Origin of the sequence: Hymenobacter sp. B81, from assembly GCF_044628455.1 — a bacterium.
Lineage (GTDB): Bacteria > Bacteroidota > Bacteroidia > Cytophagales > Hymenobacteraceae > Solirubrum.
The window spans coordinates 1-24,691 of the sequence record NZ_JBIYZW010000003.1 but is presented as its reverse complement, the minus strand read 5'-3'; the positions used below and the strand labels follow the sequence as shown (position 1 = coordinate 24,691).

General features: G+C 64.8%; 21 protein-coding genes, 3 tRNA genes and 1 riboswitch. Of the genes, 13 read left to right on the top strand and 11 right to left on the bottom strand.

The window, feature by feature from the left end; translation table 11 throughout:
• Nucleotides 1–47: 47 nt before the first annotated feature.
• A complete protein-coding gene (locus ACE191_RS16970) occupies nucleotides 48–791 on the bottom strand; it encodes a DUF4397 domain-containing protein (protein WP_400193443.1) in 744 nt (247 codons plus the stop codon).
• 129 nt (nucleotides 792–920) lie between these two features.
• On the opposite strand from ACE191_RS16970, the gene ACE191_RS16965 reads away from it, so the two are divergent.
• Both ACE191_RS16965 and ACE191_RS16960 read left to right on the top strand, forming a co-directional pair.
• A complete protein-coding gene (locus ACE191_RS16965; protein ID WP_400193442.1) occupies nucleotides 921–1,538 on the top strand; it encodes a hypothetical protein in 618 nt (205 codons plus the stop codon).
• A gap of 45 nt (nucleotides 1,539–1,583) precedes the next feature.
• Nucleotides 1,584–2,780: a hypothetical protein gene (locus ACE191_RS16960; protein WP_400193441.1), complete on the top strand. Its 1,197-nt coding sequence runs from the start codon at nucleotides 1,584–1,586 to the stop codon at nucleotides 2,778–2,780.
• Between the two features lie 52 nt (nucleotides 2,781–2,832).
• Here ACE191_RS16960 and ACE191_RS16955 read toward each other — a convergent pair whose 3' ends face one another.
• Nucleotides 2,833–3,432, bottom strand: a complete 600-nt coding sequence (locus ACE191_RS16955) for a DNA-3-methyladenine glycosylase (RefSeq protein WP_400193440.1) — start codon at nucleotides 3,430–3,432, stop codon at nucleotides 2,833–2,835.
• A 106-nt stretch (nucleotides 3,433–3,538) separates the two neighbouring features.
• Nucleotides 3,539–3,764: riboswitch (cobalamin riboswitch) on the top strand.
• Nucleotides 3,765–3,958: 194 nt separating this feature from the next.
• Between ACE191_RS16955 and ACE191_RS16950 the strand changes: the two genes are divergently transcribed.
• Both ACE191_RS16950 and ACE191_RS16945 read left to right on the top strand, forming a co-directional pair.
• Nucleotides 3,959–5,890 (top strand): TonB-dependent receptor, encoded by a 1,932-nt coding sequence (locus ACE191_RS16950; RefSeq protein ID WP_400193439.1) that lies wholly within the window; start codon nucleotides 3,959–3,961, stop codon nucleotides 5,888–5,890.
• A gap of 34 nt (nucleotides 5,891–5,924) precedes the next feature.
• Complete coding sequence (locus ACE191_RS16945) at nucleotides 5,925–6,977, top strand: DUF5074 domain-containing protein (protein WP_400193438.1); 1,053 nt, start codon at nucleotides 5,925–5,927, stop codon at nucleotides 6,975–6,977.
• Nucleotides 6,978–7,058: 81 nt separating this feature from the next.
• Here ACE191_RS16945 and ACE191_RS16940 read toward each other — a convergent pair whose 3' ends face one another.
• Nucleotides 7,059–7,334, bottom strand: a complete 276-nt coding sequence (locus ACE191_RS16940; RefSeq protein WP_400193437.1) for a hypothetical protein — start codon at nucleotides 7,332–7,334, stop codon at nucleotides 7,059–7,061.
• A 148-nt stretch (nucleotides 7,335–7,482) separates the two neighbouring features.
• On the opposite strand from ACE191_RS16940, the gene ACE191_RS16935 reads away from it, so the two are divergent.
• Together ACE191_RS16935 and ACE191_RS16930 are read left to right on the top strand one after the other, a co-directional pair.
• Nucleotides 7,483–7,836, top strand: a complete 354-nt coding sequence (locus tag ACE191_RS16935; RefSeq protein ID WP_400193436.1) for a hypothetical protein — start codon at nucleotides 7,483–7,485, stop codon at nucleotides 7,834–7,836.
• A gap of 5 nt (nucleotides 7,837–7,841) precedes the next feature.
• Nucleotides 7,842–8,399 (top strand): helix-turn-helix domain-containing protein, encoded by a 558-nt coding sequence (locus ACE191_RS16930; RefSeq protein ID WP_400193435.1) that lies wholly within the window; start codon nucleotides 7,842–7,844, stop codon nucleotides 8,397–8,399.
• Nucleotides 8,400–8,426: 27 nt separating this feature from the next.
• On the opposite strand, the gene ACE191_RS16925 is transcribed toward ACE191_RS16930, so the two are convergent.
• The gene (locus tag ACE191_RS16925; protein ID WP_400193434.1) at nucleotides 8,427–8,750 is read right to left on the bottom strand and encodes a hypothetical protein; all 324 of its coding nucleotides are present in this window, start codon (nucleotides 8,748–8,750) and stop codon (nucleotides 8,427–8,429) included.
• Nucleotides 8,751–9,190: 440 nt separating this feature from the next.
• On the opposite strand from ACE191_RS16925, the gene ACE191_RS16920 reads away from it, so the two are divergent.
• Complete coding sequence (locus ACE191_RS16920; protein WP_400193433.1) at nucleotides 9,191–11,572, top strand: B12-binding domain-containing radical SAM protein; 2,382 nt, start codon at nucleotides 9,191–9,193, stop codon at nucleotides 11,570–11,572.
• Nucleotides 11,573–11,587: 15 nt separating this feature from the next.
• Here the strand turns inward: ACE191_RS16920 and ACE191_RS16915 are convergent, their stop codons facing one another.
• The 3 genes from ACE191_RS16915 to ACE191_RS16905 are packed head-to-tail and all read right to left on the bottom strand — an operon-like array spanning nucleotide 11,588 to nucleotide 13,520.
• On the bottom strand, nucleotides 11,588–12,673 hold the full coding sequence (locus ACE191_RS16915) for a hypothetical protein (protein ID WP_400193432.1): 1,086 nt from the start codon (nucleotides 12,671–12,673) through the stop codon (nucleotides 11,588–11,590).
• Nucleotides 12,670–13,206 carry a GNAT family N-acetyltransferase gene (locus ACE191_RS16910; protein ID WP_400193431.1) on the bottom strand — a complete coding sequence of 179 codons (537 nt, stop codon included), beginning with the start codon at nucleotides 13,204–13,206 and terminating at the stop codon, nucleotides 12,670–12,672. Before ACE191_RS16910 ends, ACE191_RS16915 begins: the two co-directional genes overlap by 4 nt.
• A 44-nt stretch (nucleotides 13,207–13,250) precedes the next feature.
• Nucleotides 13,251–13,520, bottom strand: coding sequence for a hypothetical protein (locus ACE191_RS16905; RefSeq protein ID WP_400193430.1), 270 nt, complete (start codon nucleotides 13,518–13,520; stop codon nucleotides 13,251–13,253).
• An 89-nt stretch (nucleotides 13,521–13,609) separates the two neighbouring features.
• On the opposite strand from ACE191_RS16905, the gene ACE191_RS16900 reads away from it, so the two are divergent.
• Nucleotides 13,610–13,682 (top strand) — tRNA-Gly (locus ACE191_RS16900).
• A gap of 277 nt (nucleotides 13,683–13,959) precedes the next feature.
• Here the strand turns inward: ACE191_RS16900 and ACE191_RS16895 are convergent.
• From ACE191_RS16895 to ACE191_RS16880, 4 genes are all read right to left on the bottom strand, one after another.
• Nucleotides 13,960–16,314 carry an outer membrane beta-barrel protein gene (locus ACE191_RS16895; RefSeq protein ID WP_400193429.1) on the bottom strand — a complete coding sequence of 785 codons (2,355 nt, stop codon included), beginning with the start codon at nucleotides 16,312–16,314 and terminating at the stop codon, nucleotides 13,960–13,962.
• Between the two features lie 329 nt (nucleotides 16,315–16,643).
• Nucleotides 16,644–17,075 carry a hypothetical protein gene (locus ACE191_RS16890; RefSeq protein ID WP_400193428.1) on the bottom strand — a complete coding sequence of 144 codons (432 nt, stop codon included), beginning with the start codon at nucleotides 17,073–17,075 and terminating at the stop codon, nucleotides 16,644–16,646.
• A gap of 59 nt (nucleotides 17,076–17,134) precedes the next feature.
• On the bottom strand, nucleotides 17,135–17,575 hold the full coding sequence (locus ACE191_RS16885) for a hypothetical protein (protein ID WP_400193427.1): 441 nt from the start codon (nucleotides 17,573–17,575) through the stop codon (nucleotides 17,135–17,137).
• Nucleotides 17,572–18,186 carry an RNA polymerase sigma factor gene (locus tag ACE191_RS16880; RefSeq protein ID WP_400193426.1) on the bottom strand — a complete coding sequence of 205 codons (615 nt, stop codon included), beginning with the start codon at nucleotides 18,184–18,186 and terminating at the stop codon, nucleotides 17,572–17,574. Before ACE191_RS16880 ends, ACE191_RS16885 begins: the two co-directional genes overlap by 4 nt.
• A 344-nt stretch (nucleotides 18,187–18,530) precedes the next feature.
• Between ACE191_RS16880 and ACE191_RS16875 the strand changes: the two genes are divergently transcribed.
• The 5 genes from ACE191_RS16875 to ACE191_RS16855 all read left to right on the top strand — a co-directional run bounded on the left by ACE191_RS16875 (nucleotide 18,531) and on the right by ACE191_RS16855 (nucleotide 24,489).
• Entirely contained in the window at nucleotides 18,531–21,269 is a 2,739-nt protein-coding gene (locus ACE191_RS16875) for an MGH1-like glycoside hydrolase domain-containing protein (RefSeq protein WP_400193425.1), read from the top strand.
• Between the two features lie 289 nt (nucleotides 21,270–21,558).
• Nucleotides 21,559–21,631, top strand: a tRNA-Lys gene (locus tag ACE191_RS16870).
• Between the two features lie 46 nt (nucleotides 21,632–21,677).
• Nucleotides 21,678–21,749: transfer RNA gene (locus ACE191_RS16865), tRNA-Glu, on the top strand.
• Nucleotides 21,750–21,911: 162 nt separating this feature from the next.
• Nucleotides 21,912–23,951 (top strand): excinuclease ABC subunit UvrB, encoded by a 2,040-nt coding sequence (uvrB, locus tag ACE191_RS16860; RefSeq protein ID WP_400193424.1) that lies wholly within the window; start codon nucleotides 21,912–21,914, stop codon nucleotides 23,949–23,951.
• A gap of 244 nt (nucleotides 23,952–24,195) precedes the next feature.
• Nucleotides 24,196–24,489, top strand: a complete 294-nt coding sequence (locus tag ACE191_RS16855) for a hypothetical protein (RefSeq protein ID WP_400193423.1) — start codon at nucleotides 24,196–24,198, stop codon at nucleotides 24,487–24,489.
• The last annotated feature ends 202 nt before the right edge of the window (nucleotides 24,490–24,691 follow it).

Here is a 24,691-nt window from a genome sequence, read left to right as displayed (position 1 = left end):
CGGGCTGAAACGGCGTCGAGCCGCTTGCCGTGGCTACCCCAAGCGGGCTAGTTGTGCTGGATGATAACGGCCTTGGGCTGCAGGGCCGTGTCGAAGCTGCCCACGATGCCCCGCACCAGAATGGTGTAGATCTTGCCCGCCTCGTAGTTCTTGCTGCCGTTGCCCGTACCGGTTCCGTCACCCACCGACAGGATGGTGAGGCTGGGGGTACCGGCGGCAATGTCGAGGTTGTAGGTGCCGGTGTTGATTTCCAGGAAGTTCGAGGCCGACGCAAACGCCACGTTGCCGATCAGGTCGGTGGAGCCCACGGCCTGGCGCTGAGTCAGGCTTACCGGACTGGCTACACCCTGCCCCAGGTGTACCAGGCGCACTTTGGCCTTGCCCGCAGCCGGGGCCGTCAGGTCGTCGCTCACCAGCAGCGGCAGTACCTGCTGGGCGGTACTGCCGGGGTAGGCAAACAGCGAGTAGCTCTTGTCTTTCTCCACCGCTAGGGCCTGGGTAATGGCGTTGCGGTTGTCGCTGGCCACGTTCACTTTCAGGGTGCGGCTGCCAGTGTTCAGGGCCTGGTAGCTGGTATTCTGGCCGTAGCTGATCTGGCCCTTGTCGGCGTCGTCGATGAGGAATTTCACCGGCACGTTGGCGTTGGCCGCGGCGTGCACGGCCAGCACCCGGCCCTGGTCGGGCGCCGGCGTGGTGGGTTCGGGGTCGTCGTCGCCGCAGGCCGTGAGTACCGCCGCGGGCAGGGCGGCCAACAAGAACAGGCGGCCAAAGCGGTTCAGGAAGTGGTTCATGAGCGAAGGGAAGTAAGGTGAATGCCGCATTTGCAACGGGCAGAGAACGTAACGCGCTTGGCTTTTGTTGGTTGCCCCGAAGCCGCAGCGCCCTGTTTCACCTGAGTTCTTGTCCGTTATCTTTGTCGAATGACCGTTTCCACCCTGTCCGCCGCGCCGCGCGGGCGTCGTCTTGCCTTGTCGTTTCTGCTGAGTTTGGGTTTGGGCGCGCCGGCGCTGGCCCAGCAGCCGGCGCTTAATCCCCACCCGGTGGTCCGGCTCAGCCCCGAAGACACCGAGCGCGGCGACAACGGCGTCCAGAAGAACTTCTGGTTTGCCCTCGGCAACGAACCCGAGTACCGCAGCGCCGGCTTCTTTGGCCAGAAGCTGCGCCCGCACGTGGCCGACGATGCCGAAGCCGTGGCCAGCCTGAACCGCTACCGCCGGCAGAAGTGGTTGTACCTGGGCGAGCGGCTGGTGTTTCTGACGGCCGGCGGCGTTTACGCCCAGCAGGTGTTGTCGGGCGACCGGCAGCAGTACTTCAACCCCACGCAGAAAGTGGCCATCGGCGTGGCCGTGGGCAGCCTGCTGGCCAACGCCCTCATTACGCGCCGCACCAACCAGCACCTGATTCGCTCGGTGGAAGCCCACAACGCCACCTTACCGGCCGCCCGCCGTATGGGACTGGAACGCGCCATGCCCAACCTGCTGGGCGTAACGGCCCCCACGGGCCGGCCGCAGCTGCTGGTGGGCTGGACGCTGCGCTAACCCGGGCTTCTTACCTTCGCGACGTTTCGCGTTTTTTTGCTTGTGATGGACGTTTCGCTGTCGGCGGCGGCCCGGCAATACGTAGCCGAGCACCTGCACGACGACCCTGCTACGCTGGCCCTGCAGGCCCGCCGTTATCCCAATCTGCCCGTGCCCGAGTTGGTACGCCAGATTCAGGCCCGCCAGAAGGCCAAGGCCAAGCTGCCCGCCTGGGCCGACAACGCCGAGCTGGTGTTTCCGCCCGCGCTGTCGGTCGAGCAGGCCTCGTCGGCCCGCACCGCCGCCTTTAAGGCCGCCCTCATCGGCGGCACCCGCCTGGCCGACCTTACCGGCGGCTTCGGCGTGGACGCGGCCCACTTCGCCGGCTCTTTTGAGGAAGTGCACTACGTGGAGCGCAGTGCCCAGCTGGCGGCCGTGGTCGAGCACAACCTGGGCGTGCTGGGCTTGCGCAACGTGCACTGCCACGCCGCCGACGCGGCCCAGTGGCTGCGCAGCCAGCCCGACGGGCACTTCGACTACATTTACCTCGACCCCGCCCGCCGCGACAAGGCCGACAAGAAAATCTTCCGCCTCAGCGACTGTGAACCCGACATTCTGGGTTTGCTGCCGCTGCTACTGCGCAAAGCCCGCCGGGTGCTGCTCAAAACCTCGCCCATGCTCGACATCGAGCAGGCCGTGCAGGAGCTGGGCCACGTGCGCCGGCTGTGGGTGGTAGCCGTCGACAACGAGTGCAAGGAAGTCCTTTATAAGCTGGGGCCCGAGCCGGCCGTCGACCCCGAGCGGCTGACGGTGAACCTGCTGCGCGACGGGCGCGAGCAGGCCTTCCGCCTCAACAAAACCCGCGAAACCCGGGCTGTGTCGCGCTACGCCGAGCCGCAGCAGTACCTCTACGAACCCAACGTGGCTGTGCTCAAGGCCGGCGGCTTCAAGAGCATCGGCATCAGCTACAACCTGCTGAAGCTGCACCAGCACAGCCACCTCTACACCTCCGACACGCTGCGCGCCGACTTTCCCGGCCGCGTGTTCCGCTGCCTAGCCGCCTGCCGCTACGACAAGAAGGAACTGCTGGCGCACCTGGGCCCCGAACAGCGCGCCCACGTCATCACCCGCAACTTTCCCGACTCGGTGGCCGACTTCCGCTACAAAACCGGCATCCGCGAGGGCGGCACTCTCTACCTACTGGCCACTACCGACCTGCGCGGCCGCCTCATGGTGCTGGTCTGCGAACGGCTGGCTCCGTGACGGAGCAGTGAATGAGCGGATGGGTGATTGTCGTTGCAGCCTCATTCGCTCCCTACTTCGCCGGGCTGGTCCAGGGGCTGTCCTTGATGCGGAAGCGCCAGGGCAGGGCCGCATCGGTGCCGGCATAATCAATTCCCACGCGGGGACTGACGCGCACCTGCTCGTCGGGCACGGTTTCGCCGCGGTCTTCCAGCCAGATCAGCTTGCCGGTGAGGTCGGTGCCGTAGTGTGCGGTGCCGATGCCCAGGGCCTGGGTGAGCAGGCCGGGGCCGGCCGTCAGCTTGGGCGACACCTGGCTCAGCCCGCGACGCAGTTGCATTTCGACCAGGCCTTCGGTGGGCTCCAGCCCGCGGATAAGCACCGCGTCGGCTTTGCCGGCTTCGTTGGTGATGACGTTGAACAGGGCGTAGCGGCCGTAAATCAAATACACGTAGGCCACGCCGCCGGCCTCGTACATCACCCGGGTACGCTTGGTAAACCGGCCCAGGTGCGAGTGGCAGGCTTGGTCGTTGACATGTGCGTAGGCTTCGGTTTCGACGATGCGCCCGCCGGTGAGCACGCCGTCGATGCAAGTGAACAGGTACTTGCCCAGCAGTTCGCGGGCCAGGGCTACCACGTCGGGGCGGCGGTAAAAGGCTTGATCCAGCTTCATGGCTGCCGTGTACGTCGATTTCCGTGTGGCGTCCGGGCCACTCAGCGGGGGCTTTCTCAGTAGGGTTGAAACCTGGGAATTGCGCGCATCCGAAAAATCCGTGGCTATCTTTGCCCCCAGTATAGGTGGCCAGACCCCGATTGGGGGGCGCGGCTGAAAAGGGAAGGCCGTGCGAATCGGCCGCTGTCCCCGCAACTGTAAGCTTCACTCTACCCCCGTCGGGCCCGCCCCGCCACTGTCCTGCCGACCGCTGCCGCTGCGCCGCGCGAGGGATGGGAAGGCCGCCCGCCGCGAAGCAAGCCAGGAGACCTGCCTATGCCGACATCAGTGTTCGGCGCCTGCGGAGGACGGGCGGAGAATGAATCATTGAGCCGATTCGCTTGGCGGGCCGGCTTGCTTTACCTGATTCTGACTCGGCTTTGAGGCCAGCCTGCCCGGCGGCCGCAAGGTTCTGAACCGAATTTTTCGGCCCCCGAAAAATCTGGTTCGGATGCATTACGCGTTACCCTTTTTCCCGCTGCGGCGGTTGTATCTGCTCATTTTCGCGGCCCCGGGCCTGCTGTCCGCGGCTGCAGCCCAGGCGCAGTCAGTGCGCGATACGGCGCGCCACGTGCTGCCCACGGTGCAGGTGCAGGCCGCCCGCCCGGCCCGCTACGCCGCCGGCAGCCACTTCACTTCCCTCGACTCGACGGTGCTGGCCGCCTACCAGGGCGGCACGGTGGCCGAGGCCCTTTCGGCCCGCACCCCGCTGTACCTGAAAACCTACGGCCCGGGGCAGCTGGCTTCGCTTTCCATCCGCGGTACCTCGGCCCGGCACAGCACCGTGCTCTGGCACGGCTTCTCGCTGAACTTTGCCACCCTGGGCGAGGCCGATCTGGCTTTGCTGCCCGCCGCCGGCCTGGCGCGGGTCGACGTACAGCATGGCCCGGCCGCGGCGCTCTACGGCAGCGGCGCGGTGGGCGGGGCGGTGGTGTTGGGCCAGTCGGCGGTGCCGGCGGGCACCCAGCTCCGCGCTCTGGCCGAGGCCGGCAGCTTCGGCAGCCAGGCCTTCAGCCTGAGCGGCAGCCAGCGCGACGGGCGGGTGAGCGTGCGCACCAGCTTTCTGACCCGCCGCGCCCGCAACGACTTTCCCTACTCGGTGCGCGAGTTCAGCGGCTGGGTGCGCCAGCGCCAGGAAAACGCGGCCCAGCAGCAAAGCTCGTTTCAGCAGGACGTGAGCGTGCAGGTGGGCCAACGCGGCGAGGTAACGGCGGCGGCGTGGTTTACCGATGCCAACCGCCAGATTCAGCCGCTGATGGGCTCGACCAACGACCACGCCCAGGAGCGCGACCAAAGCGGACGGGTGGTGCTGGGTTACCGCCACCGCGGCCACCGCGGCGAAACCCTGGTGCGCGCCGCCTGGTTCGGCGACCTGATTGACTACCGCAACGACCAGCTCAGCACCAGCCACTCGCGCAGCTCGGTGCGCCAGGCCCAGGCCGAGCACACCCTGCAGTGGCAGGCCAACCTGAGCCTTCGTCTGGGCGTCGAGGCCCAGCAGTTCGTAGCCCGCGTCGATGGCTACGACACCCTGCTCACGCCCCGGCCGGTGCGCGAAGCCCGCTACGCCGGCTTTGCCCTGCTGCGCTACGACCCCAGCCCCCGCCTGCGCCTGACGCTCAACGCCCGCCAGCCCGTGCTGCCTGGCCGCGCCGCGCCGCTGTGCCCTACCGCCGGCGCCGAGTGGCAGCTGTGGGCCAGCGCCCAGCAGCAGCTGTGGCTGAAGGCCAGCGCCGCCCGCAGCTACCGCGCCCCCACCCTGAACGAGCGGTACTGGAGCCGCGGCGGCCGGCCCAACCTCGACCTGCAACCCGAAAACGGCCTGGGCTACGACGGCGGCCTGCGCTACGAGTACCGGCGCGGCCCTTGGCAGCTGCAAACCGAGCTGACCGGCTACCGCCTGCTGGTCGACAACTGGGTGCAGTGGGCGCCTTCGCCCAACGGCGGCGGCTGGGTGCCGCGCAACCTGCGCCAGGTGCGCACCCAAGGCCTCGAAGCCACCGGGCAGCTGGGCTGGCAGCAGGGCCGCTACCAGCTGAAAGCCGCGGCGGGCTACGCTTTCACCCACGCCCAGAAAACCCGGGGCCACGCCGCCGACCCCGACCCGGTGGGCTTGCAGCTGCCCTACGTGCCCCGGCACACAGTCTCGCTTAACACCGACCACAGCTGGCGGCGCTGGCTGCTGTCGGTCGGGGGCAGCTACACGGGGGCGCGCTACCTCACAGCCTCGGCCAACGACGAGCTACCGGCCTACTTCCTGGCGCAGGGCAGCCTGGGGCACCGCTTTGCGCTGGGCCGCTTCCAACTCACGGTGCTGGCGCAGGGCTTTAACCTCACCAACACTACCTACCAGAACTACGCCTACCGCGCCATGCCGCCCCGCTCGGGCGTGCTGAGTTTGCGCGTGGCCTGGCTATAAGCTGATTTCTCACTTTTCACTTCTTTTCCAACCCATGCTTTTTACCCGTACCTCCCCGTTGCTGCGCCGCGCCGCGCTGGGCTTGTCGCTGCTGGCCGTGCTGACCGGCTGCGGCAACGACGACGAAAAACCCAAACCTCAGCCCCTGGTAGTAGCCGGCCAATCGGTGCTGGTGGTGAACGAGGGCACCACCAAAGGTGCCGTGAGCTTGTTCGACAAAGCCTCGCGCTCGGTGCAGCGCGACATCTTCAAGTCGGTGAATGCGCGGGAGCTGGGCAAGTTCGTGCAGTCGATGACGGTGGTGGGCGAGCAGGCCTACGTGGTGGTCAACGGCGACGGCACCATTCAGGTGGTGAACGTGCCCGACTTCAAGCAGGTGGCCGAAATCAAGAACCTCTCGCAGCCGCGCTTTATGGCCGTGCTCAACGGCAAGGGCTACGTAACCGAGTGGCAGGGCACCTGGCCCAACTACACCACCGGCCGGGTATCGGTCATCAACCTGGCCACCAACTCGGTAGAGCGCACCATCAACACCGGCATCGGCATCAACCCCGAGCACATTCTGGCAGCCAACGGCAAGGTGTACGTAGCCAACAGCTACGGCACCACCATCTCCGTGATTGACCCCGCTGCCGGAGCGGTTACCGGCATCATCAACGCCCCGATGGGTCCTAAGCACCTAGCCTTGGATGCCAACGGCAACATGTGGGCGCTTTGCAGCATGTTTGGCGGCGCCACGCACACGCTGTTCCGCTTCAACCCGGCCCAGCCCAGCCTCACCGAAACCATCATTCCGCTGCCCTTCACCTACGGCAACGGCAACCTCATTGGCAAGGGCAACAAGATGTACGCCTCGCTGGGCAGCCAGGTGTACGCCCTCGACCTGAACGCCACCACCCTGCCGGCGCGGCCGCTCATCGCCCGCGACTTCTACGGCCTGGGCATCGACCCGAAAGAGGACGTCATCTACGGCGGCGACGCGGGCAACTTCACCTCCGACGGCCGCGTGGTGCGCTACTCGCTCACCGGCACCGCCCTCGACTCGTTCAACGTGGCCATTGCCCCCAACAGCTTCGTGTTCTACTAGGCCCGCAACCCGCGCCGGAACGCCAACGGCCCCGCCAGCACTGTGCTGGCGGGGCCGTTGGCGTTTATCCGTCCGACTGCGTTAGTCGGCAATGCCGTCGTTGTTGCGGTCCTTGCTTTCGCTGGCCTGCTCGTACTGGCGCACCTGCTGGCTGGTAGCGGTGTCGCGGCGCACGCGGGCGCTGTCGACGCCGCCGGCGGCCGTGCGGGCGCCCGGGTCGGTGTTTTTATCGGGGCCGCGCTCGACGTTGGTGGCGCCGCTTTCGGTACCGGTGTTGCAGGCGGGCAGAGCGGCAGCGAGCAGCAGGGCCGCGCCCCAGAGCCGAAACGGGCGCAGCAGGGAGGAAGAGGTGTTCATGCGGAGAGAGGAGGTTGTGGAAGATGGAACGGGGGCAACATACGCAGCCGCGGCCAACGATGCTACCCCTGCCCTGCACAAACGCCAGCCCGCCGTTTTGGTTATGTGCGGCGCCCGCGCTACTGGCGGGGCTGGTATCTTTGCCCACATGCCTGCTGCTTCCCGTCGTCGCCCGGCCCCCGCGGCCTTCAACTACCGCCCCCTGCTGCGCCGGGCCGGCGTATTGCTGGCCGTCAGCTTCGCCTTGTCGTTTGTGCTGATGGCCTACCTGTTTGGCTTCAGCGACGGGTTTTTTGGGCGCCTGGCGGGCTGCACCTTCGTGTGGTTTACCTTGCTGGCGGTGACGTTTTTGCTGGTGGTACCGTTTGTAAACTGGGCCGCCGAGCACTGGTTTGGGCGCAGCTGGGCCGAGGCCCCCACGCCCCAGCCAGCCCGCCGGCCCCGGGCTACCAACACGCCCAAGCCCACGCGGTACGCGGTGCGTCCGACCGAAAACAAGTAAGCGCCATGACCACCGAGCTGCACATCAAAAACATGGTTTGCCCGCGCTGCATCAGCACCGTGCAGCGGGTGCTGAGCGAGGCCGGCTTCCCGCCCACCGAGGTAACGCTGGGCCACGCCGTAGTGCCCACGCCCCTCGACCCCGCGCAGATTGCCCCGCTGCTGGAAGCCGAGGGCTTTGAGCTGCTGCAAAGCCGCGACGAGCAGCTGGTGGCCCAGCTCAAAACCGCCCTGGCCGACTACCTCGAGCACCTGCGCACGGCCCGGGTGCCGCTCACTACCTCGGCCTATCTGGCCGAGCGCTTCGGTACCAGCTACGCCCACCTGAGCAAGCTGTTTTCGCGCACCGTGGGCCTCACGCTCGAGAAATACCTCATTCGCCTCAAGATCGAGCGGGTGAAGGAGCTGCTCAGCTACGGGCAGCTCAGCCTGACCGACATTGCTGAGGAGCTGCGCTACAGCAGCTCGCAGCACCTCTCCAACCAGTTTCGCCAGGTAACGGGCCAGACCGTGACTGAGTACAAAACCCACCCCGACCGCACCCCGCTTGACGGGCTGGTATAAACCCGGCCTTTTAACAGGGTACGGGTATTACTCCCCTTCGTCGGTTCGGTGCAAATTCCCTTTGTTGTCGAGGACCACCGGCGCCACGTCGAACCGCACCCCGCACGCGGGCGGATCGATGGTCCCGAGCAGGTTGGTTCCCTGCCGAAAGTCGTTGCCCTCTACCTGCACGGCTGATTCAAACCAACAGTCAAAGAAGTTGACGAAGCCGTGGAAAACGTTGCGGCGCAGCTGCACCGGAAAGCCGGGCTGGCCGTGGCCCCCACAATCAAAGTCTAGCTGGCTCTCGAACACGCGGTAGGTGAGCTGCAGCCCTTGCAGGAAGTAGGCAAACGAAAAGCAGCCGGGCAATGCAGCAGAGGGCAGCGCTGGCCCGGTCGCGCGCATTTAGTGCATAGCAGCCCGCCCGGCATGTCTAGTAGTCCATTCTACATGCCTAGTAGTCGGTTTTGCTACATAGTAGTCAGTCTTGGTCGCCTAGTAGTTTGTTTTAGCTGACTAGTTGTCCATTCCGTCTGCCTAGTAGAAGGTTCTGCACGCTTAGTAGTTCGCCTAACCTGACTAGTAGTCCATTTCGCACGGCTAGTAGTCGGCTCTGCAAGCCTAGTAGTCCGTTTCGCGCGCCCAGTAGTTCATTCAACAGCGCGGCGGCTTCTACCAGGCGGTTTCCGCTTACTACCAAGGGCGCCCGGGCGCCTTCTACCTAGTCCGAGGAATCGGCCAAGCACCCGCCCCGAATCCGTGGTCTACCTTTGCGGGCACCTAAGCGTCTTTCCTGCTGTTGCTGCCCCGTGTTGTCGACTTCGCCCCGCATCCTGCTCGTTACTCCGCCGCTCACGCAGCTCAATACCCCCTACCCGGCCACGGCCTACCTCACCGGCTTTCTGCGGGGGCGCGGCTACGCGGTAGCGCAGGCCGATCTGGGCATCGAGCTGGTGGGCCGGCTGTTTTCCGAGGCGGGGCTGCGCCGGGTATTCGCGGCCATTGAGGCCGGCAACTTCGCGCTCAGCGACAACGCCCGGCGCATGCGGCGGCTGCAGCGCAGCTACCTGGCTACCATCGGGCCGGTGATGCGCTTTCTGCAGAACAAGGACCTCACCCTGGCTGCGCGCATCTGCCACAGCCGTTTTCTGCCCGAGGCTTCGCGCTTCGACCAGGTGGCCGACCTGGAAGCTGCCTTCGGCACCATGGGCCTCACCGACCAGGCCCGCCACCTGGCCACGCTCTACCTCGAAGACCTGGCCGATTTGATCAAGGAAACCGTGGGGCCGCAGTTCGGCTTTTCGCGCTACGCCGAGCACCTGGGCCTCACCGCCACCTCCTTCGACGAGCTGCACCAGGCCCTGCAAGCCGCTCCCAACCTGGTCGACGAAATCATGCTGGAAGCCTTTGCCGAGGTGCTCGGGCGCGAGCAGCCCGAAGTCATCGGCTTTACGGTGCCCTTCCCCGGCAACCTCTACGGCGCCCTGCGCCTGGCCCAGTACGCCAAGCAGCAGAATCCCACCATCCGCACGCTGATGGGGGGCGGCTACCCCAACACCGAGCTGCGCCAGATTCGGGAGCCCCGCTTTTTCGACTACATCGACTACCTCACTCTCGACGACGGCGAAGGTCCCTGGCTGAAGCTGCTGGAGATGTTCAGTTGTGAGTTGCCCGTTGATAGTTGTCAGGAGTCAGTTGCCAGGGGTGAGTTGCCAGTTGCCAGTTCTCTGTTTTCGGCTGATGGCCACCCGGCCCCAGACAATCAGGACACGGCTTTCGCCCCGTCTGCCCCGGCAACTACCAACCGACAACTGGCAACTGACAACTCACCCCTGATAACTACTTTTCAGCGCACCTTTCTGCGCAACCCGGCTACCGGCCAGGTCGAGTACCGCAACGAAGCCACCGCGGCCGACATTCCGCACGCCGAGGTGGGCACGCCCGACTACGACGGGCTGCCGCTGAGCGAGTACCTCTCGGTGATTGAGGTGCTCAACCCCATGCACCGGCTCTGGAGCGACGGGCGCTGGAACAAGCTCACCGTGGCCCACGGCTGCTACTGGAAGCGCTGCTCGTTCTGCGACGTGACCCTGGACTACATCCGCCGCTACGAAACCGCCCCCAGCACCCTGCTGGTCGACCGCATCGAGCAGATTGTGCGCCAGACCGGCCAAACCGGCTTTCACTTCGTGGACGAGGCCGCCCCGCCCCTGGCGTTGCGCGATTTGGCCATCGAGCTGCTCAAGCGGCGCGTGAGCATTACCTGGTGGGGCAACATCCGCTTCGAGAAAACCTTCACGCCCGACCTCTGCCGCCTGCTGGCCGCCGCGGGCTGCATTGCCGTGTCGGGCGGGCTGGAGGTGGCCTCCGACCGCCTGCTCACCCTCATGGAAAAGGGCGTCACCATTGCCCAGGTGGCCCGCGTAACCGAGGGCTTTACCCAGGCCGGCATCATGGTGCACGCCTATTTGATGTACGGCTTCCCCACCGAAACCGCCCAGGAAACCATCGATTCGCTGGAAGTGGTGCGCCAGCTGTTTCAGGCCGGCATTGTGCAGAGCGGCTACTGGCACCGCTTCGCCATGACGGCCCACTCGCCCGTGGGCCAGAACCCGGCCAAATACCAGGTCCGCCAAATCGGCCCCGACCCCGGCAACTTTGCCTGGAACGACCTCTGGCACGACGACCCCACCGGAGCCGACCACGAGCAGTTCGGCCCCGGCCTGGCCAAGGCCCTCTACAACTACATGCACGCCGTGGCCCTTGACGAGCCGCTGCAGTTCTGGTTTGACTTCAAAGTGCCCCGCCCCACGGTGCCGCGCCAGCTCATCGCCTCGGCCCTGCAGGAGCCCGGCAAACCCGACGCGGCCCGGCAAAACCTGCGTTTGTTCTGGCTGGGCAACGCCCCCGAGCTGCGCCTGGAAATCAAGCAGCGGAAAGGCCGCGCCACCGAGCAGGCCGTGCTTACCTTCTACGAGCAGGCCGAAGACTTCGAGCTGAAAGCCCCGCCCGCCCTGGGCCAGTGGCTGCACGCGCTGCTCACCACCCTCGCGGCCGACTACGACACCAAGCTGCTGCTGAAGGACGCCGCCCGCACGTTCCCCGCCGCCGAAACCGGCCTTTCGTTCGAGGCCCTGCTGATTTCGCCCCCGTGGCTGCTGCTGCGCGAAAAAGGCCTGCTGCTGGTCTAGCGGCTGATTACAGGCTTAGCGCCGTGGCGCTAGCACGCCCTGCAGCCACTGCTGCAGCCCGGGCAACAACTCCGGCGGCAGCTGGGGCCAGGCACTGCGCACCGAATCGGTTGCTGGCGTTGGGCGCAGCAGTTGGGCGTTGGCATCAGCATACACGCGCACCGGCGCGCCGCGCCGCCCGCCCAGCGCCTGCCGCAGCTGCCGGGAGCTTTCGCGCCCATTCACGGTGGTATCGGCCCCGCCGTAGAGGGCCAGCACCGGCCGGCGCCGCCGGGCCAGTTGCCGCAGCAGCGCGCGGTCGGCAGTCGTAAATCCCCCCCCCTGTAGCAGCAGAAAAGCGGGCACGGCGCCGGCGTCGGCGGCCACCTGCACCACGGCCCGGCCACTTGGTCCCAGGCTCCAGACTCCGATTCGGCTGGAGTCGGCCCGCACCACGGCGTCGGTTTTCAGCTGCCGAAGTGCCCCCCTCAGCTGCCGGGCTGCCACGGAGTCGGGGGCGGTTGCACCCAGGGGCAGCACGGCCACGGCCACGCCCTGCGCGGCCAGCCAGTCGGCCCAGCCCTGGGCCGCGGGTGCGGCCGTTGCGGCGGGCAACAGCAACACCACCGGCCGTTGCCGGCCCGAGTCGGGCACCGGCAGGTAGTAGCGGTGCGGGGGCAGGCCCGCCGCCGCGGGTCGGTGCAGCACCCGATACGTGGGCAGCTCGGCGGTGCCGCGGCGCACGGCCACCAGTTCGGCCCGCAGCGTGTCGTGCAGCCAGATGCTACCGGTCAGAAAGTTGGTTTCCTCGCGCAAAGCCAGGCGGCCGCCCACCAGGCGGGCGTTCAGCGCCGGCGCCTGGTAGCTCACGCTGTCGAACCAGCGCGCAAACACCGGCAGCTGCGGCACGCGCAACTGCAGCTGCACTGCCTGGCTGGCCGAGTCCTGGTAGAGGTTGATAACCACCGGCAGGGCGCTGCCGCGGTAGGTGAGCTTGCCCTCGTAGCGCCCGGTGGGCGCGGGCCGCGAGGCATCGGTTTCGGCGGTAGGCGCGCAGGCCGCCAGCCAGCTGCTCAGCGCCAGCAGCCCCCACTTCCCCCAGGCCTGCCAGTGGCCGCTCATAGGCCCTTGCGCAGGATGAAGTCGTTCTGCACGTCGTGGCCCACGCGGTATTCCGTCTCGCCGATTTGCTTGAAGCCCTTGCGGCGGTAGAACTCCCGGGCCTTTTCGTTTTTCTCCCACACGCTCAGCACCAGGGCGCGGCAGCCGCGCTGGCGGGCTTCGTCAAGGCAGCGGCGCAGCAGCGAGGCGCCCAGGCCGGTGCCCTGCCAGTCTTCCCGCACGTACAGGCGCTGCAGCTCGGCGCGCTGGCTCAGGTCGGCGCCCGGCTCGGCCCCAAGCGCCGAGCCCAAGTGCAGCTTGACGTAGCCCACCATTTCCTGGTTGAGCAACGCCAGCAAGAAAAAGGTATTGGGATCCTGCAGCTCGGCCAGCTGCTGCTCGGGCCCGAAGTGCTCGGCCAGGTACAGCGCCATATCCGCGGCCTTGTTCTGGGCCGCGTAGGTATCGGCGAAGGTCTGACGGCCAAATTCGGCCAACTGGGCGGCTACGGCGGCAGTGCGCTTGGCCAAAACGATGCGGAGCGGAGACGACATGGTCGGCAAACTTACGCAAGCCCGGCGGCTCGTGCGTGCGGCCCTCAGGTTATCGAGTGGTCACCCGGCTCGTCGGATACGTGGCCGTCGCGGCGCATGCGCCAGCCGTAGCGCACCAGCAACACGCCCACCAGCAGCATGAGCACCGTCAGCGTCAGGTACGTGGAGTCGACCCCGGCCCAGCCGGCCTGCTGCCAGCCCGCGCCCAGCACCCCAAACCGCAGCAGCTGCGCGGCTACCAGCAAGCCACCGGAAACAATCAGCAGCAAGCCCACCAGGCGGCGGGCTCCGGGTTTGAGTTGGGTAGTGGGCATGGTGACGGGCAGGTTGGTTTAGCGCTTATACGCGGTTTCGGGAAGTTGTGAATCCCGATTTACCACGTATTTTTGCCCAATCCAACCCCGCGGGAGTAGCTCAGTTGGTAGAGCATCAGCTTCCCAAGCTGAGGGTCGCGAGTTCGAGCCTCGTTTCCCGCTCACTTAGAATCAGCCACTTAGACGAGCGTCTGGGTGGCTGATTTGCTTTTGGCTTCGTTCTGCACTTGAACAAACCACAGGTTAGCCCAACGGCGCGGCAGAGAAGCTCTGCCGCGCCGTTGGGCTAACCTGAATGACGGTGCCGGTATGCGGCCTACTTAACTCAACGGCTGTACTGGCGGCATAATCTATCTTATGGTGTTGACTTATGGTGCTTACCTAGTGACTCAGCTTGACATACCCCTGTAATTTCCATACTGCGCGCAGACTCCCCAAGCTAGCCCCCAAATCCACCCGTATCCCCTTTCGGCTGGCTTTCGATAGTGCTGGCGGGCTTGTTGGCGCCCAAAAACCAAGTAAATCCCAGGTAGCCTACCAGCGTTTCGTATTTAGTTCGGATGTCCGAGTTCAGCCCGTCGGCCCGCAACTGAGAGTGTTGCCGCCGCGTGTTGAACACGTCGCTCACCCGCAGCGTAAGCGCAGCCCGGTCGTGAAGCAGGCGCTGACGCAGGGCTATATCGACGCCGTAAACGGCCCGCAAACGTCCCTGGGGCACCAGCAGCGGCGCGCGGTAGTTCCCACTCAACTGCGCCGCCAGCGTTTCGGTGGGCTTGAAGGTGCTCAACAGGTACGCCGAGCCGGTAACGTTGGCCCGTGTGCCGCGGCCGGTGTAGTGAGTTACTTGGTTGCGGTAGAAAGACCCGTTGGCCGTGAGTTTCCACCACGTCGTCACGGGCTGCGTCAGCGACACTTCCAGCCCGTAGCTGGCCGTGCGGCCCAGGTTTGCGTAACTGGTGCGGGCAATAAAATCGGGCTGGCCACTGAGGCGGGTTGCCAGCGTGTCGATGCTGCGCAAGCTCTGGATGGCATCGTTGGCGAAACGGCCGAATAAAGTTGTGCTCAGCGTTGTACCCTGCCACGCTACCTGGTGGCCCAGCTCCGCTACCTGCACGTACTCAGGGCGCAGGTCGGGGCGGCCTACCACGTAGTTGCGGGCATCGGAATAGATCGGCAGGGCCACGATCTGCAGAAAGTTGGGCCGGTTCAACCGACGCGCGTAGCTAAGCTGCAGGCGCTGGTCGCCGGGCAGCGTGCGCCCCACGGTGGCCGAGGGAAACAGGCTGAAGATGCGTTGGGTAGCCGAGCCAGCCGGCAGCACTCGGGCCTGCAGCCCCGTGAACTCGGCCCGCAGCCCGGCCTGGTACTCCCACGCCCCGGCTTGGTGCCGGTAGGAGCCGTAGGCTTGCGGAATGAACTGTTGGTAGTGGTAGCGGTAGGAGCCGGCGGCTTGCCGGACGAAGGCGGCCTCGCCCGCCGGTTTGACTGCGTAATCGGCTGTGCCGGGCGTCACCATGAGGTCGGCTTTCAAACCAGCAGACCAACGGCGGCGCTCATCCAACGGGTGCACGTAATCTACCTGCGCAGAAGGCAGGTGAATGGTCACGTCGAGCCGCTGCTGCCGGGCCGGGCCCGTTTCGCGGGACGGTCCATCCAGCACGCGCTGCTCGGTGGTCACCGTCCCCCCGTCCAAGATGTAGCCGGCACTGGCCGACAGTTCGCGGCCGGGGTGAGTGGCCCAGGTGCGCCGGTACTGGCTTGAAATCCGGGCGTTGTACAGGTCGTCCACTTCCCGGTTCTGGTTTTGCAGGGCCACGGCTGGCTCGGCGCCGCGAGTAAGTCGGGTGGCGAAGTTACTGGTATGATGTAGGTCGTTCTTGTAGAACTCCGCAGTCAAGCTGACGCGCTGCTGCTCGCTGGGGGCATATTCCACACCCAAGCGCAAGTCCTCGTTGGCTTGGCGACGCGCGTTGTAGCCGGTTTGCTGGGTGCCGGCGGTGCGGCCCTCCACCGTGGCGAGCTGCTGCAGGGCCGAGCTGCCGCGGAACCGGTTGTTCAACCCGCCAGCGTTGCCAAAAAAGTTGAAGGCCCCCACCCGCCGGTTCAGGTTCAGATAAGCGCTGTACTTGTCGCGGGTGCCGGTGCTGACCATCGCAACGCCGTTCCAGCCCGGCCGGGTTTGTTTTTTCTGTACCAGGTTGATGATGCCGCCCGTGCCCTGGGCCGAATACTGGGCGCCGGGATTGGTGATGACTTCAATGGTTTCGAGCCGGCTGGCGGGCAGCTGGTCCAGGCGCAGGCTGCTGGGTGCGGGTTTGCCGTCGAGGTAGAGCGTGACGCTTGCATTGCCGCGCAGGCTTACGCGCCCGTTGTCGTCCACTGCAATGGCGGGTACTTTCTGCAGTACATCCGCTGCCGTGCCGCCGGCGCTGTTGAGGTCTTTTTCGACGTTCAGAACGGTTTTGCCCAACTCATGAACGACCGCCGCTTTTTCGCCCTCCACCACCACATTGCGCAGTTGAACGGGCGCGGGCGCTATCAGCCACTCGCCAAGGCGAACGAGCGGGGCAGCAGCCTCCAGGCTAACCGGTCGGCGGGCGGTGCGGTAGCCCAGGGCCTCGGCCCGCAGCAGGTAACGGCCGGGCGCCACGTTGGACAGCGCGAAGGTACCGTTGTCAGCACTTTGGGCGTGGCCCACCAAGGTCGAATCGGGCAGCCGCAGCAGCACCACGTTGGCGAAAGGCAGCGGTTGGCGCGTGCCTTGCTCCAGTAGCGTACCCGCTACTTGCCCCAAAGTTTGGGCGGAAAGCGAGCCAGGCAGCAGCCCCGCAGCCAGCAGCGCGAGCCAGCCCCAACAGCGGGCGACGGCCGAAGTTCGGGGCCACCACCGATACGGGGCTTTCTTATCATTTTGGCTAACTGTTTGTTCGCCAATTTGTTTTTTAATGCAAGCTACCGGGTAATACACGGTATACGAAGCGCAGGAGGCCCGCTGGTTCATGGGAATCGGGATTAAAAGGAGGAAGGGTTGAGACGCAACTGAAGGGTAGGTGCTTTCGGCCTAGCCGCTACACTGGCAGCTGGGAGCACCCTAAAAGATCAAGCAGAAGGTGTCGCGCGGCTCTACTTAGCTTGCCGACGCAGGAACAGGTAATAGGCCAGGAAGCCCAGGGCCGTGCTGAACAGCAAGATGATGAGCGAGTGCAGTCCCAAAGGCGGAAACCACAGGCACACGGTGAGCCCGGCGCCGCTGCTGAGTAGTAGCGCGACCCACTTCATCACCTTGTTTTGTTCGTCCTGCGGGCCAGGCAACAGGCGCGCCACCACACTTTCCGACGTAGCGGCCGTCACGATCTGCTTTTTCAGCAGGAAGTTCAAAACCAGCTTGACCGCGGCCAACACGAACTGGCACAGCAGGTAAAGTCCGACTACCGGCATCAGCACCCGCCGCGCGAGTTCCAGGGCGCTGTCATCCAGAACCGGTGCCAGGGCACTTTGGGCCGAAGCGCCCGCGGTGGCCAGGCAGCAAAACAGAAGCAGCAGAAAACCTTTCATAAGTCGGGCAGGGGGTAATACCGGATGAGACCGGCCAAAACCATTCGGGTTGCAAAAATTTATGAAAAGGCTAGCAGGCGCATTTGCCGACGGTGTCGGGCCAGCAGTTCCAGGCCTTGCCCGGCCACAAAGAACGCCGCAAGGACCACCAAGCCGGGCCCCAGCCCGGTGGCCAGGCTCTGGAATACCGGTACCAGCGCGGGGCCCATGAGCGCCAGAAACGCGCCAACCATACCGAGCACCAGAACGACCACGCCGCTGAGCACCCAGGGAAAAGCCGGCCGGGCAGCGGGCAACTGCGCCACTACCTGCGCTGAGAAGTTCCAAGCAAAAGCCGGCTGGGGTTGCTGGGCCAGGGCGGTAAACAGTTGCTGGTAGGCCGCAACCTGGCTTTGGCACAGCGGGCAGGCGCGCAGGTGGGCGGCCTCAGCAGCCGACAGCCGAGCGGAGGGTTCCGCAGCTGCCTGCAATTCACGTTCGGAAAGGTGTGGCGCGTTCATAGGTCGTCCCGTTGGTAAGTGGCCAGTAGATGTTGCTTTAACTTTTTCCGAGCCCGGAAGAGGTAGTTTTTCACAGTCCCTTCCGGCAAGGAGGTGATCTGGGAAATTTCCTCGTAACTCACTTCCTGCTGGTGGTACAAAGAAATTAGGGTGCGGTAAAGCGGGGGCAGTTGCTCGATGGCCGTGCTTAGAATGCCGGCCAAGTCGTGGCCGAACAGGGCCGTTTCGGGGTCGTAGTCGGTACCGGCGACCAGGGGCGGCGGGGCCCGGCGGCCTTCCTCCGCTTCCTTATCCGGCGCGGACTCCGAGGGGTCCACCAGCACCAACTGCTTCTTTTCCAGGTAGTGCAGACAGGTGTTGTAGGCAATTTGGCCGACCCACGTGGAAAGCTTGGCCTGAAACTTAAACCCGCCCAGGTTCTTGAACACCTTCAGGTACACGTCCTGCGCGATATCGGGGCGGTCGGCGGGGTGCCGAACCATCTTGAACACTAGTTGCGCAACCAGCCCTTCCGTGCGTTGCACGATTTGCCCAAAAGCCGCGGTGTTTCCCCCGAGCACCTGCGCTACAAGCTGCTGGTCGGTTACGGGGGAGGTGGGCAGGTTGCTCATCGAGGCATGTGACCGGCCAGCCGGCAGGATGTTGCAACGGAAGGTGCTGTTTGTGATTCGTCCGCGGCAAAATGCCCATATCAAGTTGGGTGTGCAAGCGTACCAGCGGCTCGCTCATGGCCAATCAGCCGCTGCCTGCAAACACCGGCGGCCCAATTGCTTTGCCCTTGCTTCGCAAAGGCCCTTATGGGGTATTCGGGCTAGCGGCACCAGCAGAATCAGTCCGTGCGGCAGAAAGCAAAACGGCCTGCCGGGAGGTGAAATCATTGCTCAAACGCGCAGCAAGGTGCCCCCGCCCCAACGGTGTTGCGCACAAGCGCCCTCAATTGCCTTCTTTTGGTCCCATGAAAAGCGTTTATGCCCGGGTGGGCCTGCTGCTGACGGGCGCCCTGCTGAGTTTCTGCCGTATGCCCAAGCCTTCCTCTTCGCACCCAGCCCCGGTAACTGCGCAGCCGGCCGCGGCACCGGTTTGGGAGTCGGCCGCCTACTCGCTCTACCGCGACTCGCTGGTGCAGGGCCGCCATGTGGCCCGCGCCCTTTCGCGCACCGAGCTGAGCTCGAACTACCAGAGTCCGGCCAACACCTTTCTGAGCCCGCAGGTGAGCTTTAAGTTCAGCCTCAACGGCAAGGACAACGAAATGGCCCCGGGCCAGGACCACCTTCTGCTGGCCCTGCCCGCAACGGCAGGCGGGGTGGTGGAAACGCCGCCCATTGTGTTCGGGCAGCGCTACGTCGACCCGCGCGCGGTGCCGGCCAACGCTTTTCTGCAGCCCAACACCCGCGTGCGCATCCGCCTAGATCTGCGGCCGGTGCTGGCGGCCTTCCAGCGGCAGGGCTACTTCACCACCTCCAAGGGCGACAAGCTCTACCAGCAGGATTTCCGGCAGGTGTTCGTGGCCGGCGGCACGGCGCCGCTGAGCTGGGACTTCGACAACCTGGTGAACAAGCCCGGGCTGGAGCTGAAGGATGACGACGGCGACGGAATCTACGAGGTAGAGCTGCTGCTCAACGCGCCGCAGACGGCCAAGACTACGGCCAGCCGCTGGCAGCAAAGCCTCAACACCGCCGACCTGCCGCAGTATCGCTCGGAGTACCCGCTTACCGATGCGCTCTACAACCTGGCCCTGGAGGAAGCCCGCCGCGCCGTGGAGCCCGACAGCACCTTCCGTACCGGCCAGGAGTGGGCCGGGGTGTGGACGCGCGACATCAGCTACTCCATCATTCTGAGCCAGGCCCTGCTGCAGCCCCGCGTAGCCATGAACAGCTTGCTGCGCAAGGTCACGCCCGAGGGCCGCATCGTGCAGGACACGGGTACCGGTGGCGCCTACCCCGTTTCCACCGACCGCCTGATCTGGGCCGTGGCCGCCTGGGAAATCTACCTGGTTACCGGCGACCAAGCCTGGCTGCGCCGGGTGTACCCCATCATCAAGCAGTCCATCAAGGACGACGAACACAACGCCTACGACACCGGGACCGGGCTGGTGCGGGGCGAATCGTCGTTTCTGGACTGGCGCGAGCAAACCTACCCCCGCTGGATGCAGCCGGCCGACATCTACCAAAGCCAGAACCTGGGCACCAACGCCGTGCACTACCAGGCCAACCGGGTGCTGGCTGAAATGGCCCGGCTGCTGGGCGACGCGGCCGTGGCCGAGCACCACGCGCAATTGGCGGCCCGCATCGGGCAGGGCATCAACCAGCATTTGTGGCAGCCCGAGCGAGGCTACTACGGGCAATACCTTTACGGACGCCCGCACCTGCTGCTTTCGCCCCGCGCCGAGGCCCTGGGCGAAGCCCTGAGCGTGCTCTACGGCGTGGCCGCGGGCGAGCGGGCCCAACAGGTAGTCAGCCGCACGCCTACCACGGCCTACGGCATCAGCTGCATCTACCCGCAGATTCCCGGCCTGCCGCCCTACCACAACAACGCCGTGTGGCCCTTCGTGCAGGGCTTCTGGGCCCTGGCTGCCGCTCAGGCCGGCAACGAGGCCTCGCTCACCGAAAGTATGGCGGCTATTTACCGTCCGGCGGCGCTGTTTCTGACCAACAAGGAAAACTTCGTGGCCCAGAACGGCGACTTTGCCGGCACGCAGGTCAATTCCAGCAACATGCTCTGGAGCCTCTCGGGCAGCCTGGCCCTGGTGTACAAGGTGCTGTTCGGGCTGCAGTTCGAGCCCGACCGGCTGGTGCTGCGCCCCTTCGTACCCCGGGCCTTCCAGGGCGCGCGTAGCCTTACCGGTCTGCGCTACCGCGGCGCCGTGCTCGACGTGGAGCTGAGCGGCTTCGGTAACCAGATCGATCGGGTGACGCTCGATGGGCAGCCGCTGGCCGAGGCGGTTATTCCCGCCACGCTTACCGGGCGCCACGCCCTGCGCATTGAGCTTAGCAACCAAGCGCCGGCAGCAATGGCAGTAAACCGGGTGGAAAACCTGTTCTCGCCCGAGACGCCGGCCGTCAGCTACGCCGCGGGGCGGGTAAGCTGGCCGGCGGTGGCGGGCGCTACGGCTTACCAGGTGCTGCGCAACGGCCGGTTTGCCGGCCGCACCACCGAGCCGTCGTTTCCCGTACCGGCAGATTACGCCAGCTGGCAGGTGGTAGCCAACGACCGGCAGGGCTGGGAGTCGTTTGCCAGTGAGCCGCTGGAAGTGGGCCGCGAGTCCGCCAGCCAGGTGTACCAGCTGGAAGCAGCCGCACCCAAGGCCCGCCTGCCCTACCCGGGCTTCACCGGCGCAGGTTTCGTGGAAACCTCTCAGACTAAAAACGCCCGCTTGACGGTGCCGGTAACGGTGCCCGCGGCCGGCCTCTACGCCGTGGACTTCCGCTACGCCAACGGCAACGGGCCGGTAAATACCGACAACAAGTGCGCTATCCGAACGCTGCGGCTGGGTCGGCAAGTGCTCGGGACGATAGTGCTGCCGCAACGCGGGGTAAACGAGTGGTCGAACTGGGGCTACTCCAACCCGGTCCTGGTGCGACTGCCGCGAGGGCGCCATTCGCTCACTCTGGCGCTGGAACCCACCAACGCCAACATGAACGGCCCCGTAAACCACGCCCTGCTCGACTGCCTGCGCCTCACCCGCCTGGAGTAGCATTTCCCCGCGGCCCGGCTTCCGCCACGCGTCGCCGGCCCGCCCTCAACCCGCCGGGAATGCCAAAGCCGAACTTTGGGTCCGGCAACGGCCTGACGCTTGCTCACCGGTTCGCAGGCTGCCCAAAACTACCTTGGCCGCAGACCCTGACAATCAGGGCAATACAAACAAATCCGACAGAATGAGCTTTTTTTCTGCGGGAATGCGGCTCGAATAGTTGCACTGTACCCATTCCCTTGCTACTTTTGCCGCCCGGTTCAGCCTCACCTCGGCGGCTGATTTGGAGCCTGATTCTGTAGCTCAGCTGGTAGAGCAGTACACTTTTAATGTACGGGTCCTGGGTTCGAATCCCAGCGGAATCACTTTCTCACCTGTCGCAGCCGGCGCAGGCCCCGTTCACCAGTATCTGGTCCGTTCGTCTAGGGGTTAGGACTGCAGATTTTCATTCTGCCAACAGGGGTTCGATTCCCCTACGGACTACTTTCCGCTCGGCGGCGGTTTCCTTTGGGAAGCCCAGCCGAGCATCTTCTGCAAAACCCGCGTCTGCCCGCCAGCCGCGGGTTTTTCTCGTTTACGGGGAAACCCCAGGCCGCCGGCCGGGGTTAAGAAGGGTTATCTTTCCCGCTCACTTTCCTAGCCTGCATGGAGTTTCAACTGACCTCCGAATTCAAGCCCACCGGCGACCAGCCCCGGGCCATTGCCCAGCTCGCAGCGGGCGTCGAATCGGGCGAGCCGGCGCAGGTACTGCTGGGCGCCACGGGCACCGGCAAAACCTTCACCATTGCCAACGTCATTGCCCAGACCGGGCGACCCGCCCTGGTGCTGGCCCACAACAAAACGCTGGCGGCCCAGCTTTACGGCGAGTTCAAGGCCTTCTTCCCCAACAACGCCGTCGAGTACTACATCAGCTACTACGACTACTACCAGCCCGAGGCCTACATTGCCAGCACCGACGTCTTCATCGAGAAGGACCTGGCCATCAACCAGGAAATCGAGAAGCTGCGCCTGCACGCTACATCTTCCCTGCTGAGCGGGCGCCGCGACGTGATTGTGGTGGCTTCGGTGTCGTGCATCTACGGCATCGGCAACCCCGAGGAGTTCGGCAAGAACCTGATCTTCCTGAAGCCCGGCCTGCGCTTCTCGCGCAATGCCCTGCTCTACCAGTTTGTGCAGATCCTGTACGCCCGCACCGAGCAGGAATTCACCCGCGGCACCTTCCGCGTGAAGGGCGACACGGTGGACATCTTCCCGGCCTACCTGGACTACGCCTACCGGCTCTTCTTTTTCGGCGACGAAATCGAGGCCATCCACCGCATCGAGCCCGACACCGGCAAGAAGATCATGGAGGAAAAGGAAGTGTCACTGTTTCCGGCCAACCTGTTCGTAACCGGCAAGGACACGCTGCACCAGGCCATCAAGGAAATTCAGTACGACATGGTGCAGCAGCACGCCTACTTCGAGAAGGAAGGCCGCGACTCCGAAGCCAAGCGCATCGTGGAGCGTACCGAGTTCGACCTGGAAATGATCCGGGAGCTGGGCTACTGCTCGGGCATCGAGAACTACTCGCGCTACTTCGACCGCCGCACGCCCGGCGCCCGGCCCTTCTGCCTGCTCGACTACTTTCCCAAGGACTACCTGCTGGTGGTCGACGAAAGCCACGCCACCATGCCCCAGATCAGGGCCATGTGGGGTGGTGACCGGAGCCGCAAGACTGCGCTGGTGGAGTACGGCTTCCGCCTGCCCTCGGCCATGGACAACCGCCCGCTCACCTTCAACGAGTTCGAGAGCATGTACCAGCAGGCCATCTTCGTGTCGGCCACCCCGGCCGACTACGAGTTGGAGCGCTCGGGCGGGGTAGTGGTGGAGCAGATCATTCGCCCCACCGGCCTGCTCGACCCGGAAATCGAAATTCGCCCCAGCGCCAACCAGATCGACGATTTGCTCGACGAGGTGGACAACCGCGTGAAGATGGGCGACCGGGTGCTGGTGACCACGCTCACCAAGCGCATGGCCGAAGAGCTGACCAAGTACATGGAGCGCCTCAACATCAAGGTAAGCTACGTGCACAGCGACGTAAAGACCCTGGATCGGGTGGAAATTCTGCGCCAGCTACGCCTGGGCGAAATCGACGTGCTCATCGGCGTAAACTTGCTGCGCGAGGGCCTGGATTTGCCGGAAGTGAGTTTGGTGGCTATCCTCGACGCCGACAAAGAAGGCTTCCTGCGCGACCAGCGCAGCCTGATTCAGACCATGGGCCGCGCTGCCCGTAACGACCGCGGCAAAGTCATCATGTACGCCGACCGCATCACCGGCTCGATGCAGCGCGCCATGGATGAAACCAACCGCCGCCGCGCCACCCAGAAGGCCTACAACGACGAGCACGGTATCACGCCCCGCACGGTGCGCAAGAGCCACGCCGAAATCATGGACCAGACTTCCCTCTCCGACTACCGCATTCCGGAGCCGCAGGCCTACGCGGGCCCCGATGAGAACGGCATCGGCCTGGCCATTGCCGCCGAACCGGTGGTAGCCATGATGAACCGCGCCGACCTGGAAAAGCTCATCAAGCAAACCGAGAAACAGATGGAAGCCGCCGCCAAGGAGCTGGACTTCCTGCAAGCCGCCAAGTTCCGTGACGAGCTGGCCTCGCTGCGCCAGCTGCTTAAGTCGAAGCGGGAGTAAAACCCATCCTGTATAAAGAATTGAAGCCCGTCCGTGCATGTAGTACGGGCGGGCTTTTCTATGGGCTTGGGACTGAATTAGCAGAGAATGGTGGTTTCACCTATTTTGCCTGCTCACTTCACTTCATTCCCCTATGCTGCTTCCACGTTGTCTCCGTTTGCTTCTGCTGTGCCTGCTATTGTCTTTACCGCTCCTGCCACACTCTGCGGTAGCGCAGAATGGCAAGAGTTATCAGTACCTGCAAATGACCACTATTGAGTCCATTGTCGCCGGCGGCTTGGGCCGCTCCCGGGTAATCTTTACCCCCGAGTTCAAGGGCACTAAGGAAGCTCAGATGGAAAACCTGTTCAGTCTCACGGGCATCAACATCAAGAATGTACAGGCCAACGAAGAAACCATTTTGCGCTACTTGGGCGAAATCACGGCCGAGGGCTGGGAGATGTTTCAGGTAATCCCGCTGACGCAAACCCTGACCAGCGGCGGCACTACCGGTCAGGGCATCTTCATGACTCGATACATGTTCCGCAAAGCCAAGTAGGTATCCACCAGCTAAATAACCGAAAGGCCGCTGGTTGTGCACCAGCGGCCTTTCGGTTGAGCAACTTACGTCGCTATACCTTGCATCCTTAAAAAGGAGCGCTGCACTTCTAACTGCCAAGCATTACCGGCTGGCGGGATAAGTGGACGAGGAAGGCCTACAACGCAGAAACGCCCCCCGCGGTCGGGCGGACCGGCGGGGG

What these genes read in the sequence shown, in the direction of transcription:
- ACE191_RS16970 (WP_400193443.1), bottom strand. Translation starts at nt 791, where the DNA reads ATGAACCACTTCCTGAACCGCTTTGGCCGCCTGTTCTTGTTGGCCGCC.
- ACE191_RS16965 (WP_400193442.1), top strand. Translation starts at nt 921, where the DNA reads ATGACCGTTTCCACCCTGTCCGCCGCGCCGCGCGGGCGTCGTCTTGCC.
- ACE191_RS16960 (WP_400193441.1), top strand. Translation starts at nt 1,584, where the DNA reads ATGGACGTTTCGCTGTCGGCGGCGGCCCGGCAATACGTAGCCGAGCAC.
- ACE191_RS16955 (WP_400193440.1), bottom strand. Translation starts at nt 3,432, where the DNA reads ATGAAGCTGGATCAAGCCTTTTACCGCCGCCCCGACGTGGTAGCCCTG.
- ACE191_RS16945 (WP_400193438.1), top strand. Translation starts at nt 5,925, where the DNA reads ATGCTTTTTACCCGTACCTCCCCGTTGCTGCGCCGCGCCGCGCTGGGC.
- ACE191_RS16940 (WP_400193437.1), bottom strand. Translation starts at nt 7,334, where the DNA reads ATGAACACCTCTTCCTCCCTGCTGCGCCCGTTTCGGCTCTGGGGCGCG.
- ACE191_RS16935 (WP_400193436.1), top strand. Translation starts at nt 7,483, where the DNA reads ATGCCTGCTGCTTCCCGTCGTCGCCCGGCCCCCGCGGCCTTCAACTAC.
- ACE191_RS16930 (WP_400193435.1), top strand. Translation starts at nt 7,842, where the DNA reads ATGACCACCGAGCTGCACATCAAAAACATGGTTTGCCCGCGCTGCATC.
- ACE191_RS16915 (WP_400193432.1), bottom strand. Translation starts at nt 12,673, where the DNA reads ATGAGCGGCCACTGGCAGGCCTGGGGGAAGTGGGGGCTGCTGGCGCTG.
- ACE191_RS16910 (WP_400193431.1), bottom strand. Translation starts at nt 13,206, where the DNA reads ATGTCGTCTCCGCTCCGCATCGTTTTGGCCAAGCGCACTGCCGCCGTA.
- ACE191_RS16905 (WP_400193430.1), bottom strand. Translation starts at nt 13,520, where the DNA reads ATGCCCACTACCCAACTCAAACCCGGAGCCCGCCGCCTGGTGGGCTTG.
- ACE191_RS16890 (WP_400193428.1), bottom strand. Translation starts at nt 17,075, where the DNA reads ATGAAAGGTTTTCTGCTGCTTCTGTTTTGCTGCCTGGCCACCGCGGGC.
- ACE191_RS16885 (WP_400193427.1), bottom strand. Translation starts at nt 17,575, where the DNA reads ATGAACGCGCCACACCTTTCCGAACGTGAATTGCAGGCAGCTGCGGAA.
- ACE191_RS16880 (WP_400193426.1), bottom strand. Translation starts at nt 18,186, where the DNA reads ATGAGCAACCTGCCCACCTCCCCCGTAACCGACCAGCAGCTTGTAGCG.
- ACE191_RS16875 (WP_400193425.1), top strand. Translation starts at nt 18,531, where the DNA reads ATGAAAAGCGTTTATGCCCGGGTGGGCCTGCTGCTGACGGGCGCCCTG.
- uvrB (WP_400193424.1), top strand. Translation starts at nt 21,912, where the DNA reads ATGGAGTTTCAACTGACCTCCGAATTCAAGCCCACCGGCGACCAGCCC.
- ACE191_RS16855 (WP_400193423.1), top strand. Translation starts at nt 24,196, where the DNA reads ATGACCACTATTGAGTCCATTGTCGCCGGCGGCTTGGGCCGCTCCCGG.